The following is a 17,770-nucleotide window of genomic DNA, read 5'->3' as shown; positions in this document are numbered from 1 at the left end:
GAAAGAAATGAAAAGCTTAAAAGTAAAATATATCACTTTGATTTTAATGGGAATGACATTTGTCGTTTCCTGCGAAAAAGATTTTTTGGAAAGAGAACCGCTTTCTGCGGTAACCCCTGAACAATATCTGAATGATGAGTCTCAATTAGCTGCTTACGCAATTGAAAGGTACAATATGTTTCCAACTCACGCACAGTGGTCGTTCGGAACCTTTGGAATAGATGTTCACACCGACAATATGGCGACTTTTGGATATGATAATAAATTTGTCCCTGGTCAATGGAGAGTTGGACAATCTGGAGGAAGTTGGTGGTTTGATAATATAAGACAATGTAATTACTTTCTTGAAACTGTTTTGCCAAAATGGGAAGCAGGTGAGATAACAGGTAGTCCTCAAAATATAGAGCATTACATAGGTGAAATGTACTTTTTTAGGGCCTATGATTATTTTACTAGAGTTCAACTTTTGGGAGATTTTCCCATTATAACAGAAACATTTCCCGATGATATGGAAGTGTTAACTGAAGCTAGCAAACGCCAACCTAGATCAGAGGTGGTTAGATTCATTCTATCTGATTTAGATATGGCCATTAGTTTGATGTCAAGCAGTTCTCCTGATGGAGGAAAAAACAGACTCAACAAAGCTTGTGCCCAACTATTTAAATCGAGAGTTGCTTTATATGAAGGCACATGGCTTAAATATTTTGCGGGGACTCCTTTTGTTCCGAATGGTCCGGGGTGGCCAGGAGCAGAAATGGATTATAATCAGGGATATCAATATCAGACTGGTAGTATTGAGGCTGAAATCCAATGGTTGTTCGAGCAATCTATGGAGGCATCTTCGCAAGTAGCTAATTCATATAGTTTAGAATCAAATAATGAGGTTCTTCAACAATCAATCGATGACCCTAGTAACCCATATTTTGATATGTTTAGTGCCGTTGATATGTCTGGTTTTAGTGAGGTACTACTTTATAGACGATATGATGGAGGTTTGTCAATCACTCATAATGTTCCTGTATATGCTCAGTTGGGAAATAATGGAGTAGGATTGACAAGAGGATTGGTTGAAAGTTTCTTAATGGAAAATGGACTGCCTATATACGCTTCAGGTTCTGGTTATCAGGGTGATGATTACATCTCTGATGTACGTGCAAATAGAGACGGCAGACTTTGGCTGTTTTTAAAAGAACCAGAACAAATCAATGTATTGTTCAATACCAATGCAGGATCACATATAACACCGGTTGAACCGGTACCCAATATAACGAATACAAACCTAGAGCAAGGATATAGTACGGGATATGCTATAAGAAAAGGGTTGAATTATGATGGAGCGCAATGTAACAATGGTGGAGGATATACAGGAGCCTTAGTTTTCAGAGCTACAGAAGCTTACCTAAATTACATTGAGGCATGTTATGAGAAAAATGGTTCTTTAGATGGTACGGCAAGTACCTATTGGTCAGCAATAAGAAATAGGGCCGGAGTAGATTCCAATTATCAATTGTCTATATCCAATACCCAAATGACTATAGAGGCTCAAAATGATTGGGGGGCTTATTCGGCGGGACAATTAATTGACCCTACCCTTTATAACATCCGGAGAGAGAGAAGATGTGAGTTAATGGCAGAAGGATTGCGTTGGATGGATTTGAAAAGATGGAGAGCCATGGATCAAATGATCTCTGAACCATATCATATTGAAGGGTTTAAGCTTTGGGGACCCATGCAAGATTGGTACACACCTTCAAGTCTTACATATGGTACGCCATCAGCCCGAGTTTCTTCTCCAGATTTAAGTGATTATCTCAGACCATATGAAAAAACAGGCAATGAATTAGTGTTTAATGGTTATGAATGGACCATGGCGCATTATTTAGAGCCCATTGCAGCAGAACATTTTTTAATTACTGGTGGACCAACTTCAGTCATTTATCAAAATCCAGGCTGGTCAACCTCACCAAATTCAGCACCAACTGATTTATAGTAGATTGAATAACTAAAAATTGAAACATCATGAAGTATTTAAATAAATTGAGATTTTATTATGTGTTCCTACTATTGGTTTCATTTGTTTCTTGTAATGAAGATGACGAAATGGAAAAGGTGGTTAATCCCAATGCAGCTTTTATCTATGAAATAAGTTCAAATAACCCTTTAGAGGTTAACTTTACCAGTACAGTGACAGATAGAAAGTCTATCAAATGGGATTTTGGAGATGGAACAACAGAAACCATTTATCATCCAACACATGTATATGATGAAGCAGGAACATATACTGTTATTTTGACTGCTTATGGACAGGAAGGTTCTTCACCGGCTGTTTTTGAGGAAACTATTACACTTGAAATTCTAGATCCTACAGCTACTTTTAGTTATTCAACAAGCATTGATGATCCTTTAGAATTTACCTTTACTAGTAACACAACTTACGCAACCAGCTTTTATTGGGACTTTGGAGATGGACAATCTTCAACTTTAGAAAATCCTGTCCATGCTTATTCAGAAGAAGGCCCATATGTCGTTAGTTTAACGGTAAACGGATTTCAGGGAACTACTCCGGCAGTAGTTTCTGAAACAGTCTATGCTGGAGGAAGTCCTTTTGACGGAGGCTTAATAGACATGACCAATTGGACTGTGCAAGAAGTGTCACCAGGTGTCACAGTTAGTATCAGCTCTAATTCAATCAATTTTCAAGGTGTTGGAGGTTGGGCCGGATCTCATATTTATCAAGAGGTCACTGTAGAGGCGGGTACCTATCTGTTGAGTGGATCGGTTACAGTGAATTCAGTAATAGATGAAACGTGGTCTGAATTGATTTTTAGTGATCAACAACCTCAACCAGGACAAGATTTTGTTCCTGGTATTCCTTACCAAGTTGTTTATAGTACATGGAATGGCAGTCCAACGGAACCGGGAACTTATGATTTGGCAGAGGCAAATGCAGGAGGGGAATATCCTGTTGACGGTTTGTATACTTTCGATACACCAGAGACTTTTTATATAGTGATTAAAAGTGGATCTAATCAACCATATGATTTAACATGGAATGAACTTTCCTTTAAAAAAGTCGTGGATACAGGTCTTATTGATATGACTAACTGGACTGTTCAGGAGGTAGCACCGGGAGTTTCGGTTGATATTATGGATGGATTGACAGAAACAGCTATCAATTTTCAAGGTATTGGAGGTTGGGCCGGGTCACATATTTATCAAGAAGTAACCGTAGAAGCTGGTACTTATCATTTAAGTGGTTCAATTACCGTTAACTCAGTAATCGATGAAACATGGTCTGAACTTATTTTCAGTACAGTACAACCTCAGGCAGGCCAGGATTACGCTCCTGGAATTCCCTATCAAGTTGTTTATAGTACTTGGAACGGAAGTCCAACTACTGCTGGAACCTATGATTTGGGAGAAGCTAATGCTGGAGGAGAATATCCAGTGGATGGAATTTACACATTTGATGCTCCAGAAACGTTTTATATAGTGATAAAAAGTGGTTCAAATCAACCGTACGATTTGACATGGAATAATCTATCCTTTGTGCAATTATAATGATTTTAAAAGAGTATCAACTATGAAAAATATGTTATCTAAAATAAAATATTTAGGAGTTTTAGTTTTAATAATTTCATTTAGTATTGGATGTAATGAAGACGATGACTCCCTGAATGAACCTAAATCAGATTTCAGCTATATGTCCAATGATTTGGAAGTTTCATTCTTTAGTGCATCAAATTATGCCGTTTCCTTAGAATGGGATTTTGGAGATGGAAATACATCAACAAATGTTAACCCTGTACACAACTATGAGAGTGTAGGGACCTATACTGTAACCCTAAAAGCTACTGGAGCTGTCGGTACAACTCCATCCGTTGCTTCAAAGGTTATTGTGGTAGAACAAATTAATCCCATTGCAAGTTTCTCTTATGAAGTAACTGATTTAACAGTAGTGTTTACTAATACATCAGACTTAGGAGTTACCTATGAATGGGATTTCGGTGATGGTACCATTTCAACAGAAGAAAATCCTTCATATACCTATTCTGAACCAGGAGAGTATACTGTCATTTTAACAGTTAATGGAGTAGAAGGATCGACTCCTTCAACTTTTATGGCTTCCATTGCCGTTGGAGTCTCTGTTTTTGTCCCTGTGGAAGTGGAAAATTATGATTTCAGTCTTCCAGGAACTGGAAGAGTTGTGAATTGGGCTGATATCCCTGGGTGGAGCAGTGATGCAGCTACTGTTGATTCCGGAGTAGAAGAAGGAGGATGGTGGATGCCAGCAGATGACAATGACTATTCCGGGGTATCTTTTACGGGAGATACATCTGCCTATAATCTTACAGACCACGTTATTAGTACAGATGAAGAGTTTAAGGTCAACATGCTTTTATTCGATATTTGGAACGGACCAAATGTGACAATTACCTTATATTATAATAATGGAAATGGGGTTCGAAATGTTTTAGATACCCAAACTTTTAGTGTCAACCCGGGTGAATGGAATTTAGTAGAGTTTACAACCATTGCGCCAATTGAATCAAATGGAGCGAGAATAGGTATAGAAGTTGAAAACGCATCTGGTGATGGAGGAGATGGTTGGTCTGGTTTCGATGATGTAAAATTGTTTGTTAAATAGTTGTTTGAGTTAGTAATAAAAATGCGCAAACTAAATATATGATTTGCGCATTTTTTATAAAAAGCATCCTTCTAAACATTTATGATATTAAGATTTCTAAAGCCTCTTAAAAAAGATAATAATGATTTTGATCAAATTTTATAACCTTGTTTATAATAAACAACTGGTTGTTCTCGCAATTCTCTTTTCGGTTTTAGTAGTTCATGGGCAAAAAGTAATTTGGATTTCAAGTGTTTCAGGTGACTTTTGGAATGAAACAACAATAAAACTTGAGAAAACAGGTCTAGTTAGTCCTCAGTTGTCAATACAAAAAGGGGATAGTATTACTACCTTCAAGGCTTGGGGAACCTGCTTTAATGAACGAGGTTGGGATGCATTGAATTTGTTGACAGAACAAAAACAGAAATCCATTTTGAGCCAATTGTTTGGTCCGAAAGATGATTTGCAATTTACCATGGGGCGCTTTTCCATGAATGCCAATGACTATGCTAGGGATTGGTATAGCTGTGATGAGGTGAGTGGAGATTTTCAACTGCAGTATTTCAATATAGATAGGGATAAAACAACTTTGATTCCGTTTATCAAGGCTGCTCAAGAATTCAATCCAGATCTTTCATTTTGGATATCTCCTTGGTCACCGCCTTCATGGATGAAGATTAACCATTACTATTCGGTAGTGAGTAATTCAGAATTTAATGAATTGGATCCCAAATTGGACGCATTGCTTTTTGAAGGTCAGGAAACTACCTATGATAACCTGTTTCCAAAGAAATTGGCTGTCAACGATTATTTCATTCAGGATCCAAGGTACCTAAGCACCTACGCCAATTACTTCTGCAAATTTATTTCTTCTTATCAGGAAGAAGGTATTCCAATTAATATGGTCATGTTTCAAAATGAGGCTTGGAGTTACACACCTTATCCCGGATGTGCTTGGACCCCCGAGGGAATCATTCGATTTAATGTAGAATATTTAGGGCCTGCCCTTAAAGAACAGCATCCAGAGGTAGCGATTTACTTGGGGACCATTAATACAAACCATTTTGAGGTAATTGATGAGGTGCTTTCAGACCCTCATATGCCAGAAACTATTAAAGGTTTGGGCTTTCAATGGGAAGGTGGGCAAATAATGCCAAAGCTTAGAGAGAAATACCCGAATTATAGATATGTACAAACAGAAAGTGAATGTGGTTGGGGATCTTTCGATTGGGGGGCTGCTGAACACACCTTTAATTTAATCAATCGTTATTTGGGAAATGGATGTGAAGAATACACTTTTTGGAATGCTATTTTAGCCGATGATGGAGTGAGTGGTTGGGGATGGAAGCAAAATGCCTTGATTCGTGTGGATTCCAAAACCAAAACGGCTACTTATACACCCGAGTATTATGCTGTGAAACATTATTCACATTATATATCTCCGGGAAGCAAAATCATTTCAGCTAAAGAAGGAAAGGATGATAAGTTACCAATTATGATTATTGAAACTCCAGAACAAGATAAAGTTGTTTTTGCAGGGAACTTTAGCGATGAAAGCAAGAAAGTTACTGTAAAAATAGGAAAACGCTTTTTAAATACGGTATTAGCACCACATTCCTTGAACACATATCAAATTAAATAGAATTCATGAAAAAAAATACTTTATATATAGCCATTTTAATTCTTGGTTTTTTAGAACCAAGTTTGTTTGGACAAACGGCAAGTACAAGTGATAATATACCAGCTCAAGCATTAGCTCATCGTAATGTTGTTTTTGATGTAGAGGATGCAGGAATTTCTAAATCTATTGAATTTGGAGCCGATCTTGCTTGGGCTAATGAACAAAACTTTAGAAGAAACATCCTTTTTATGGGATTGGATCAAATTGATATTGTTCGTGCATCTTTTCAACCTACCTATCCTTTAATTGGAGGAACAGAATTGACACAAGAACAAATAGATGATCTTAATTGGAGATTATACCTAATTAATACTTATGTGGGACCAAATACGAATTTGGCTTTAAATTGTGATCATCCTTGGGTTGATGATTGGTATGTGGGAGAACCTGAAAATTGGGAACAACTTATTCAAACAACAGCTCAAGCATTTATGGATGATGGTCATAATATAGTTTCAATAGGTGCTTTCAATGAGCCTGATTATGGTTGGGGACAGGGAACTCAAGAAGATATGTACTATATTACAAACTTAATGAACAATAATATATTTTTTGAGGATATTAGATTGTCCGGTGGAAATACTTTAAGTTGTGATGAAGCTTTAAGTTGGTATAATTATTTGTTACCCGCAGGAGTAAATGAAGGGAATACGCATCAATTAGCTGGAAGTTTTGATGGTTTTGCTGATTTTTTTACAACTGTTTCCAGTAATGGTGATCATGCTACAGATGATGAATTGCATAATATCGTAGAAGCTCTTGTTGGTTATGAATATGGAATGCAAACAGGAATTTGGTGGGCAGATATCGATTTGGCAAGTGGTGAAATGGTCAAGGCTTTTGATGGTCAGCGAATAGGTTACGCTGAACATAGACCTAATTGGACGGCTGCAGCTGTATATCGTTCACCTGAAGGTAAAATTCAAGCTTTTGGAGGTACTTCAGAAAGACAAGCAGTCACTACAAAATATAATTTCCTTTCTAAAAATAGAGTTGTTTACTATGATGGTATAGGCCCATATCGTGAATTTGTTTTAGAGATGCCTGGTGGTACGGGATACGCTACTGGCCAAACTAATGCTGAAAGAGTTATTAATATTACCTATGGTGAGGATGTTCAGCCTTATATCAATGGACAATATAAACTTGTAAATAGACAGAGTGGACAAGTATTAACCGTAGCAGGAGATTACAATGGAGCGAATGTAGAACAATCTGCAGATATAAATTCCAACATGCAGAAATGGAATGTAAATCCAGTTATTCCTACCGTAGGTGGAGATTTTAGCTATTATAGAATTCAACCGGTGTCTAGTGCAAACAGAAGACTGGACCTAAATAATTTTTCGTTGGACAATGAAGCAAATATTCATATTTGGGATTTTGGTCAATATGGAAATCAACAATGGTTTTTGGATTATGTAGAAGATGGTTGGTTTTATATTCGGTCTAGAGAAAGTTCTCATTGCATTCAAGTAAATGGTACTGGTAATGTAGAGCAGTGGGAGATAACAGGAAATTTTGAACAGCAATGGCGATTTCTACCCATATCTGCTGAAGTAGAATTCTCAGCACCCCAAGTTCCTGATAATTTAGTTTCAACCTCACGAAAAACTTCCATTCAGTTAGATTGGACAGCAAATACAGAAACTGACCTTGCAGGTTATATTATTTTTAGAGCGGAATCTTCAGGAGGAGATTTTCAAACAATTGGAAGAAATATTTCTGAGAATTCCTTCGTGGATAATACAGTGGTTGAAGGAATTACCTATTATTATAAAATTAAAGCAACAGATGAGTCTTTAAATGGTTCAGATTACTCTAATGAAGTGTCCGGTATCGCTAGTGGGCAAAATGATGAGGTGTGTCATTTAACTTTTGATGGTCATACAAACGACATTTCTGTAAACCTCAATCATGCAGCAGCTATGGGTGGTTCTTATACTGAAGGGTATTTTGAAGAGGGTCAGGCTATTTCACTTAATGGATCTGGAAATTTTATTCATTTATCACCAGATATAGTTAATCACGACGAAATCTCCCTTGCCTTTTGGGTAAACTGGGCAGGATTTAATTTGAATCAACGTTTATTTGAATTCACTGCAGGAGATAATGAGCATATTTATTTATCACCATCTATAGGTGGACAAATGCAACTGACCTTAAAACATCTGGGATCAGAGCAGATTTTAACCGCAGCAGCATTGCCTGCAAATACATGGTCTCACTTAGTAGTTACGTTGGGGGATGAAGGTGCATCTATTTATGTTGATGGCAATGAAGTGGCTCAGTCAAGTACAATTACTATTAGACCTTCTGATATTGAACCATTTGTCAATTATATAGGAGTAAGTCCATCTAATAATGGGTTTTTTGAAGGATTAATTGATGATTTTAGAGTATTTAATTATCCACTTTCTACTTCTCAAGTGACCAACTTATTTAATAATTTATCTATAGAAGATATTACCTTAAATGATAATTCCGTTTCTATTTGGCCAAATCCAACGAAGAATGAATTACATGTTAAACTTTTAGGGGAAACTTCTAACGGGATCACAAAGATTGAAATGTATGATTTAAAGGGCGGTCTAGTTGTTACTGATAATATAAGTTATAATTCTACCAGAATCCTTGATGTGTCAAGCCTGACACCCGGAATTTATATCTTAAAACTTCAAAATTCGAACAGTAGTCATATTCAAAAAATTGTAATTAAATAAAAGACTAAATAGAGAGAAATGTATAAAAAGGTCTTCTTAGTAATTTTAATGTTGAGCTTAATCTTATCATGTGAAAAAAAAGAGGATAAAGGGGAAGCGTATTTATTTACTTATTTTACAGGAAATGGTACAGGAGAAGAGGCTATTCGCTATGCGTTGAGTATGGATGGATATCACTATCGCGCCTTAAACAATAACGAACCTATTATAGATTCCAAAAAAATCAGTTCTACAGGCGGCGTTCGGGATCCACACATTTTAAGAGGCGCCGATGGCAATACCTTTTATATGGTGGTAACCGATTTGTATGTGCCCGAAATGGGGTGGAACAATTATGCTTTGATTTTAATGAAATCAACAGACTTGATTCATTGGGAAAGTTCTATAATTAACATCCCTGAGACATATCCAACGGAGTTTGGAAATGTAGATCGCGTATGGGCACCTCAAACGATTTATGACGAATCCAATGGAAAGTACATGGTATATTTCTCCATGAAAGAGAAAGGAAATCATCCAGATATCATTTATTATGCCTATGCCAATCAAGATTTTTCAGGTTTTGAATCGGCTCCTAAACAATTGTTGTTTAACCCCGATGGGAATGCCTGTATCGACGGAGATATCATAAAAAAGGACAATAAATTCTATTTGTTCCATAAATCGGAAAGCGGTGCCCCTGGCATTAAATTGGCCGTTTCCGATAAGCTAACAGAAGGGTATGCTTATCCAAACATGAATCGCGTGGATAAAGAGATCGAAAGGGTAGAAGGTTCTGGGGTGTTTAAACTGAATGATTCTGATGAATGGATCTTGATGTATGATGTATATGGTTCGGGAAGGTATCAATTTACCAAAAGCAAAGACCTGGAGCATTTTGAAGTGATTGACGAAGATATTACCATGAACTTCCATCCTCGTCATGGTACAGTGATGCCAATTACAATGAATGAGTATTACAGTTTGATAAAAAAATGGGGGAGACAAGATGATCCTTTGATGGATGTGACTTCATCTGACTTAAAACCTCTAAATGTGGACATAAATGGTAAAAAAACGAGCATTCATTTACCTGTGAAAAGAGGTGTTGACCTTACTGCTTTTGATCCCGGATTTAAAATGTGGTCCGGGTTTTCGGTAAGTCCACAAGGACCTCAGGATTTTTCAAAAGGTGGTGTAGATTATACCATTTCCATTGAGGGGCATGATGATATAACGTATAAAGTGACGGCTTCAGAAGACCATAATCCTGTGTTGGAAGGCTATTATGCCGATCCGGATGTACTGTATTCAGAAAAAACTGGGAAATATTATATCTATCCAACAACCGATGGCTTTGATGGATGGTCGGGTTGGTATTTCAAAACCTTTTCATCAGATAATTTGGTGGATTGGCAAGATGAAGGAACCATCCTCGATTTAAAGAAAGATGTGAGTTGGGCAAATCGCAATGCTTGGGCACCTTGTATTGTTGAAAAGAAAATAAATGGTGAATACAAATATTTCTATTACTTCACGGCAGCACAAAAAATAGGTGTGGCGGTTGCAGATAATCCTACCGGGCCATTTGTAGATGGCGGAAAACCATTGATTGATTTCAAACCGGAAGCTGTGGAGCACGGTCAAGAAATAGATCCTGATGTATTTACAGATCCAAAAACTGGAAAGAGCTATTTGTATTGGGGCAATGGCTATATGGCAGGCGCAGAATTGAATGAGGATATGGTGTCCATTAAAAAAGAGACACTTAAAACCTTTAAAATAGATACCACTTATAGAGAAGGAACGTATGTCATCTATCGAAATGGTACCTATTATTTCATGTGGTCTGAAGATGATACCCGCAGTCCGAATTACAAAGTTCGGTACGGCATAAGCGATGCGCCTCTTGGGAAACTTCAAATTCCTGAAAATAATATTGTGATTCAGCGCGATGCTGAAACCAACATTTTTGCAACGGGACATAATTCGGCCATTCAAATTCCAGGAAAAGATGAATGGTACTTGGTGTATCACCGTTTTACCTACCCAAAAGGTGTGACTATGGGAGGAAAAGGAGGCTTTCATCGTGAAGTATGCATCGACAAAATGCTGTTTGACGAGGACGGACATATTGTTGAAGTGAAGCCAACGTTTAATGGAATTGATCCTATTAATTAATTTGAAATGTATAAATCTACTGAACTAAGTTTTTATAAAAGCCAACTAGTGATTTTGGTGATGGTATTCTCTGTTTTTAAGAGTTTTGGTCAAGAATCAAAGGGGATTATCCGTCACAATATCCCGTTGGATAGTATTCGTTTAAGTGATCCTGCTATTTTAGCTGATCAAAAAACGCAAACTTATTACATGACTGGAACAGGAGGAAAGTTGTGGAAGAGTAAAGATTTGAAATTATGGTCTGGACCTTATGACGTAGCCGAAACCAATCCGAAGTCTTGGATGGGGCCAAACCCCATGATTTGGGCTGCCGAGTTACATGAATATAAAAACAAATATTATTACTTCGCCACGTTCACAAACAGAGAAGTGAAGATTGATACGTTTCGTAATAATGTTATTGAACGTCGGGCTTGCCATGTTTTGGTAAGTGACCAACCAGATGGGCCTTACAAACCTATGAAGGATGATATTTACTTGCCTGCCAATATGCCAACCTTGGATGGGACGCTATGGATTGAAAATGGGACACCATATTTAGTGTATTGCCATGAATGGCTTCAGAATTGGGATGGAACCATTGAAAAAAAACAATTGAAATCTGATTTAAGTGGAACCAAAGGAAAGGCTAAAATCTTATTTAGGGCGAGTGATAGTCCGTGGAGTAAAGAAACAAATAGCAGAGGAGATGAAGTACCTAATAAAGTGACGGACGGCCCTTGGTTGTTTAAAACCCAAACAGGAAAATTAGGCATGTTATGGACTAGTTGGATTTTTGGTGATTATACCCAAGGAGTGGCCTATTCCGAAAGTGGAACTCTAGATGGTCCATGGATTCAGGAGTCTAAACCAATTACGCCTCCAAATTATGGACACGGTATGTTGTTCAGAACTTTTGAAGGAAAGTTGCTAATGTCTGTACACAGTCATTGGGTAGATAATGACGGACAATACGTTCGGATACCTCGATTATTTGAAGTGGATGATTCAGGAGATAAAATAAAATTAATGACAACAAATTAGCTTTGAAAATATACAAAATAATACCAAGAAATAGAGGAATGAAATACACTAAAATCTTTTTGCTCATAATGTGTCTTTGCCAGTTTATAACCAGTAAAGCCCAAGATACTTTTAAAAATAGTCAAAAACAGAACGAATGGGAGAATCCTTCTGTTTTAGATAGAAACAAAGAAGAAGGAAGATCCTATTTTTTGGTTTCAAATGCTGAAAATTCCAATTCTTTAATTCAAAGTTTGAATGGAGCCTGGCAGTTCAATCTTGTAAAAAAACCAGGTGAAAGACCTATGGATTTTTATGAGCCCAATTTGAATGATTCCGATTGGAAGACTATAGAAGTGCCCTCAAACTGGGAACTTCAAGGGTATGATACCCCTATTTACACAAATGTTACTTATCCGTTTCCTAAAAATCCGCCATTTATAAATGGGGATTACAATCCTGTTGGAACTTATAGAAGGTCTTTTGAGGTTCCTGAAAATTGGAATAATAAAGAAGTGTTGTTACATTTTGCTTCTATTTCTGGCTATGCCAGAATATTTGTTAATGGGCAAGAAGTAGGTATGACTAAAGCTTCTAAAACTCCCGCAGAATTTGATGTGACTCCCTTTTTAAAATCTGGTAAAAACTCCTTGGCAGTACAGGTTTTTCGTTGGCATGATGGTAGTTATTTAGAAGATCAGGATTTTTGGAGACTGAGCGGTATTGAACAAGATGTGTACCTTCAAGCCTTACCTAAATTAACGGTTTGGGATTATTTTATAAAGGCAGGATTAGACGCCAATTATATCAACGGAGAATTGCAAGCAACGGTTGATTTAAAACGATTTAAAGGCAATAAAAATAAAAAATCCTTGCTATCCTTTACGTTAACAAATGCTGAAGGAAAACAAGTATTTCAGGAGAGTAAAAAAATAAACTCTAAAACCGAGAGTGTATCGTTTACGTCTTCCATTGAAAATGTAAAAAAATGGAGTGATGAAACACCTAACTTATATCATTATAAAATTACTTGGAATGATACAGAAGATGAAAATTACTTGGTTACAGGTAAAATTGGTTTCCGTAGTGTGGAATTGAAAAATGCCCAACTTTTGGTGAACGGAAATCCCATCATGGTAAGGGGAGTCAATCTTCATGAGCATCATGGTACCAAGGGACATGTTCCGGATGAGGCGACCATGAGAAAAGATATCGCTTTGATGAAACAACATAACATTAATGCGATCAGGATGAGTCATTATCCACATGGTACCAGATTATATGAACTTTGTGATGAATACGGAATGTTTGTTGTGGATGAAGCTAATATTGAAACTCATGCCATGGGAGCTACATGGCAAGGACGTTTTGATACATTAAGGCATCCAGCTTATCTAAAAGAGTGGGCTCCTGCCCATTTGGATCGAATTAAAAGAATGGCAGAGCGAGATAAAAATCATGTGAGCATTATCTTGTGGTCTATGGGGAATGAGTGTGGAAATGGCCCTGTATTTCATGAGGCTTACAAATGGTTGAAAGCCTTTGACGACACGCGTTTGGTACAGTTTGAACAAGCAGGAGAGGAAGAAGATACCGATGTGGTTTGCCCCATGTATCCTAGTATAAATTACATGAAGTCTTATGCAGAATCAACAACCAAAACGAGACCTTTTATCATGTGTGAATACAGTCATGCTATGGGAAATAGCAATGGTAATTTTCAAGAATATTTTGACATTATTAACAGTAGTCCTCACATGCAAGGTGGATTTATTTGGGATTGGGTTGACCAAGGTTTGTTAGCCGAAGAAAACGGAAAAACTTATTGGGCCTATGGTGGAGATCTGGGTGGTGAAAACCTTCAAAACGATGAGAACTTTTGCGCCAACGGATTGGTGTCGGCAGATCGAAAAGTGCATCCAGGAATTTATGAAGTCAAAAAGGTGTACCAACCCATCACATTTAGTTTAAAAGAAGACACTTTAAGTATTCATAACGACTATTTCTACACTAATTTGAACGCCTTTGTTATTCAATGGGAACTTCTTAGAAATGGAATAAAAGTGGCTGGAAAGACTTTTCAGATTGATGGAAAACCACAAACAACAGTATCTCAAAAAATCGATTTACCCGATATGAATGATACTGAAGAGTATTTTTTAAATGTATATGCTCTAACTTCTAATGGAGTAGAACTTGTACCTGCAAAACATGAATTGGGCAGAGAGCAATTTAAGTTAGGTCAAGGAAATTTCTTTAAAAATCATTCAAAAGAGGATCTAAAAGGGTCGTTAACCTATAAAAAAACAGATGAGGAGGTATCTTTTGAAACCGACCATGTTGTAGGTGTATTTGATCTGAAGAAAGGAATTTTAAAATCGTATCACCACAAAGGAAGTAATGAAATAATAGAGACTTTTCCTGAGCCCCATTTTTGGAGAGCTCCTACCGATAACGATTTTGGAAATCATATGCCAGAGCAGTTGGAAATATGGAAAAAGGCAAGTAAAAATCCAGAAGTGCAATCGGTAGTAGTCAAAAAACAAACCGATAAAGGATTACCCATAGAGGTTACCTTAAAACTTAATGAGATTGACTTACCATATGTTGTGGAATATCTGATTTTAAACAACGGTGATGTTCAGGTAATAGCCTCTTTGGATATGAAAGATAAGAAGCTTCCAGAGTTACCAAGGTTTGGTATGCGAATGCAATTGGAGGGTGATTATTCAAATTTAGAATATTATGGCCGTGGACCATGGGAAAACTATTCCGATAGAAAATCAGCTTCGTTTGTTGGAGAATATCAAGGTACGGTAAAAGACCAGTTTGTATGGGAATATATTCGTCCGCAAGAAAACGGTTATAAAACAGATGTACGCTGGTTAAAATTGACAAGTAATTCAGGTAAAGGCCTTCAGATCCATGGATTACAACCATTGGGTATTAGTGCATTGCCTGTGTCAACGGAAGCTTTAGATCCCGGTAAAACAAAAGACCAACGTCATACAACTGATGTACAATTTGAAGATACCGTTTATTTACATATCGATTATAAACAACGTGGCGTAGGAGGAGATAATAGTTGGGGTGCGTTGCCACATGACCCTTACCGCATGTTGGATAACAAATATAGTTATGGATATATTATCTCGTTAATTCCGTAAGTAAAAACCGGTGTCATGAAATCATTATCCTATTTCTTCTTATTGATGGTGTTGACTACCATATCATGTTTCAAACCTTTGGAGCCAGACCGCATTATCACTGTAGATACGCAAGTAACATATCAAACGATGGATAATTTTGGTGCTGCGGGTTGCTGGTTTGGTGAAGGAATAGGTAAATACTGGCCTCATGAAAAAAAGGAGCGGATTGCAGAGCTTTTATTTAGTAAAGCCGTGGATTCCTTAGGTAATCCAAAGGGGATTGGACTTTCTTCTTGGAGATTTAATATTGGAGCAGGAACCCAAGAACAAGGAGATAGTAGTGGGATAAGTGATTTTAGAAAGCGTGTGGAATGTTTTTTAAATTCAGATGGAACCTATGATTGGTCCAAACAAGAAGGGTATCAATGGTTTTTAAAGCAAGTAAAACACTATGAAGTTGAGCAGCTAATAGCTTTTTCAAACTCTCCGCCTGTGCAATTCACAGAAAATGGATTAGGATATAAGCTCAATAAAGATTTTAAAACCAATTTACGGACAGAACATTTTAAGGATTATGTACAATTTTTAACTCAGGTTTTATCTCATTTTGAAGAAAACGGGATTCATTTTGATTATATAAGTCCTTGTAATGAGCCGCAATGGGACTGGTTCGCTGAATTTGGAACAGCAAAACAAGAAGGAACACCTTGGAGCAATGCCAACATTTCTGAAATTGCAAAGTTGCTGGATAGTACTTTAACGGCTTCTCAATTGGAAACCGATATTTTGATAACTGAAGCAGCACAACTTAATTTTCTTTATGAAGGAAATGGGCATGCACATCAACAAATAGCTAATTTATTTCATCCGGATAGTTCTTTATATGTGGGAGATTTAAAACATATGCCTAACATTATTGCAGCCCATAGCTATTTTACGGACAACTCAGACGACCAAATAATCTCAGTAAGAGAGAAAGTGGGAGAAGCTACTAAGCAAGCAAATTTAAAATTTTGGGAATCAGAATATTCTATGTTGGCCAATGGGTATAAGGACGGTCACAAAGGGAAAAGAACTGCTATGGATTGTGCCCTGTTTTTAGCTAAAATTATTCATTTTGATATTACTAAAGCCAATGCTTCGGCTTGGCAATTTTGGAATGCCTTTGAACCTGGGGATTCTGATTTTGATACCAAATACTATTTTATTGCCTTAGACCCCAATGAAGCTTATACAGATGGGGAATTCTCTCCTGTTAAAAACTTATGGAGCATGGGGCATTATAGCCGGTTTGTAAGACCTGGAATGGTCAGAGTGGAAGTGAATACCGGAATGACTGATTTAGAATCTGCTCAAAGTTTAATGTCTTCGGCCTATTTGGATGAAGAGAGTGGGAGATTGGTAGTAATAGTAATTAATTATAGTGAAAAAGACCAATTAATTAAGCTAGATGTTAATGGATCTAATTATTATCGTTTTACCCAATTTACTACAAGTGCTGAGGAAGATATGAATCTTTACAAGGAGGAAGAAAATAAACTTTTAGATGAAGGTTTTAATATCCATGGTAAATCCATTGTAACCTTAGTGTTGGATTCTAAATTTGAATAGGAGTCCTTATTAATTTGTTGTAGTTTGAAACGGCCACAAATAAACCAACTCTTGTTTTACAATATCATAATACGGTTTTCTGCCATCACCAAGTGGCTCACCGTTTTTAATTATATGGTACCTGCCTTTTAGAGCTTTTAAGATTTCGACCAAGTCCTTTTTGGTGGCAGGTTTATTTTCTTCCTTGGTGAAAAGATTAGACAGAGTATTTACAGTAAATGTTCCAATGGCTGCATTAGCCACTCCAGATGCATTTATCGATTCCTTCGTGGGATTAGAAATGGCTGGTTTATTTTCTATTTGGGTGGGCAACGTTTCTTTGGTTGTTGTTGCAGTTTTTCTGGCATGGTGCGCCTTGTTCCTACAAGTGTTGCTGCAGTATTTCTGTACCCTTCTACGTTTGGGTATAAATGATTCAAAACAGTATTTACAGGTATAATATTGGGTTTCTTGGCTCATTTTGCGTCAAATAAACGTTTGTTTTACGTTAATTATAGATTTTAAAAACTTTTTGCAACAGTTCCAGTTCTGCATCTTCTTCAGTTATAAGGATTCGCTTTTCACGTTTCTTTTTGATTGCCTTTGGTGAAGAAGGCTCAACTATGTTGACTGCAACAACAGAATCATTCTTATTTGATTTTGATGCCTTTTGACCTTCAGCAAATGCCTTTATAAACTTAATGGCATCCGCATTGTTCATTCTGTTTTCTTCATATAGAACAGAAAAATGTTGGTTCAATTGAGTCATGTGGTACTCTAGGAACCTGCATTGCATTTTAAAAATGGATACCAGGTTTTGATCAAAGTTACCCTTTTC

11 protein-coding genes are annotated in these 17,770 nt (G+C 37.0%); 9 read left to right on the top strand and 2 right to left on the bottom strand.

All coding sequences use genetic code 11. The annotated features are described in order from the left end of the window. Positions 1 to 7: 7 nt before the first annotated feature. The 9 genes from LOK78_RS16175 to LOK78_RS16130 all read left to right on the top strand — a co-directional run bounded on the left by LOK78_RS16175 (position 8) and on the right by LOK78_RS16130 (position 16,953). Positions 8 to 1,990: a RagB/SusD family nutrient uptake outer membrane protein gene (locus LOK78_RS16175; protein ID WP_232635634.1), complete on the top strand. Its 1,983-nt coding sequence runs from the start codon at positions 8 to 10 to the stop codon at positions 1,988 to 1,990. Between the two features lie 29 nt (positions 1,991 to 2,019). After that, the gene (locus tag LOK78_RS16165; protein WP_272490622.1) at positions 2,020 to 3,561 is read left to right on the top strand and encodes a PKD domain-containing protein; all 1,542 of its coding nucleotides are present in this window, start codon (positions 2,020 to 2,022) and stop codon (positions 3,559 to 3,561) included. A gap of 22 nt (positions 3,562 to 3,583) precedes the next feature. Next, entirely contained in the window at positions 3,584 to 4,648 is a 1,065-nt protein-coding gene (locus tag LOK78_RS16160) for a PKD domain-containing protein (RefSeq protein ID WP_232395138.1), read from the top strand. Between the two features lie 121 nt (positions 4,649 to 4,769). Further along, a complete protein-coding gene (locus LOK78_RS16155) occupies positions 4,770 to 6,269 on the top strand; it encodes a glycoside hydrolase family 30 protein (RefSeq protein ID WP_232635633.1) in 1,500 nt (499 codons plus the stop codon). A gap of 5 nt (positions 6,270 to 6,274) precedes the next feature. Further along, positions 6,275 to 9,031: a LamG-like jellyroll fold domain-containing protein gene (locus LOK78_RS16150; RefSeq protein WP_232635632.1), complete on the top strand. Its 2,757-nt coding sequence runs from the start codon at positions 6,275 to 6,277 to the stop codon at positions 9,029 to 9,031. An 18-nt stretch (positions 9,032 to 9,049) separates the two neighbouring features. Beyond that, positions 9,050 to 11,191: a glycoside hydrolase family 43 protein gene (locus tag LOK78_RS16145; RefSeq protein WP_232635631.1), complete on the top strand. Its 2,142-nt coding sequence runs from the start codon at positions 9,050 to 9,052 to the stop codon at positions 11,189 to 11,191. A 6-nt stretch (positions 11,192 to 11,197) separates the two neighbouring features. After that, positions 11,198 to 12,214, top strand: coding sequence for a glycoside hydrolase family 43 protein (locus tag LOK78_RS16140; RefSeq protein ID WP_232395142.1), 1,017 nt, complete (start codon positions 11,198 to 11,200; stop codon positions 12,212 to 12,214). A gap of 38 nt (positions 12,215 to 12,252) precedes the next feature. After that, positions 12,253 to 15,360: a glycoside hydrolase family 2 TIM barrel-domain containing protein gene (locus tag LOK78_RS16135; RefSeq protein WP_336246342.1), complete on the top strand. Its 3,108-nt coding sequence runs from the start codon at positions 12,253 to 12,255 to the stop codon at positions 15,358 to 15,360. 15 nt (positions 15,361 to 15,375) lie between these two features. Then, a complete protein-coding gene (locus LOK78_RS16130; RefSeq protein WP_232635630.1) occupies positions 15,376 to 16,953 on the top strand; it encodes a glycoside hydrolase in 1,578 nt (525 codons plus the stop codon). 9 nt (positions 16,954 to 16,962) lie between these two features. Here LOK78_RS16130 and LOK78_RS16125 read toward each other — a convergent pair whose 3' ends face one another. Together LOK78_RS16125 and LOK78_RS16120 are read right to left on the bottom strand one after the other, a co-directional pair. Then, positions 16,963 to 17,412 (bottom strand): hypothetical protein, encoded by a 450-nt coding sequence (locus tag LOK78_RS16125; RefSeq protein WP_232395144.1) that lies wholly within the window; start codon positions 17,410 to 17,412, stop codon positions 16,963 to 16,965. Between the two features lie 28 nt (positions 17,413 to 17,440). Further along, on the bottom strand, positions 17,441 to 17,770 hold a 330-nt coding region (locus LOK78_RS16120), incomplete at its 5' end, for a hypothetical protein (RefSeq protein ID WP_232635629.1).

The sequence above is a fragment of the Mangrovimonas futianensis genome, from assembly GCF_021245805.1.
GTDB classification, from domain to species: Bacteria; Bacteroidota; Bacteroidia; order Flavobacteriales; family Flavobacteriaceae; genus Mangrovimonas; species Mangrovimonas futianensis.
The sequence above is the reverse complement of the archived record's forward strand: the minus strand, read 5'-3'. Positions and strand labels throughout refer to the sequence as shown.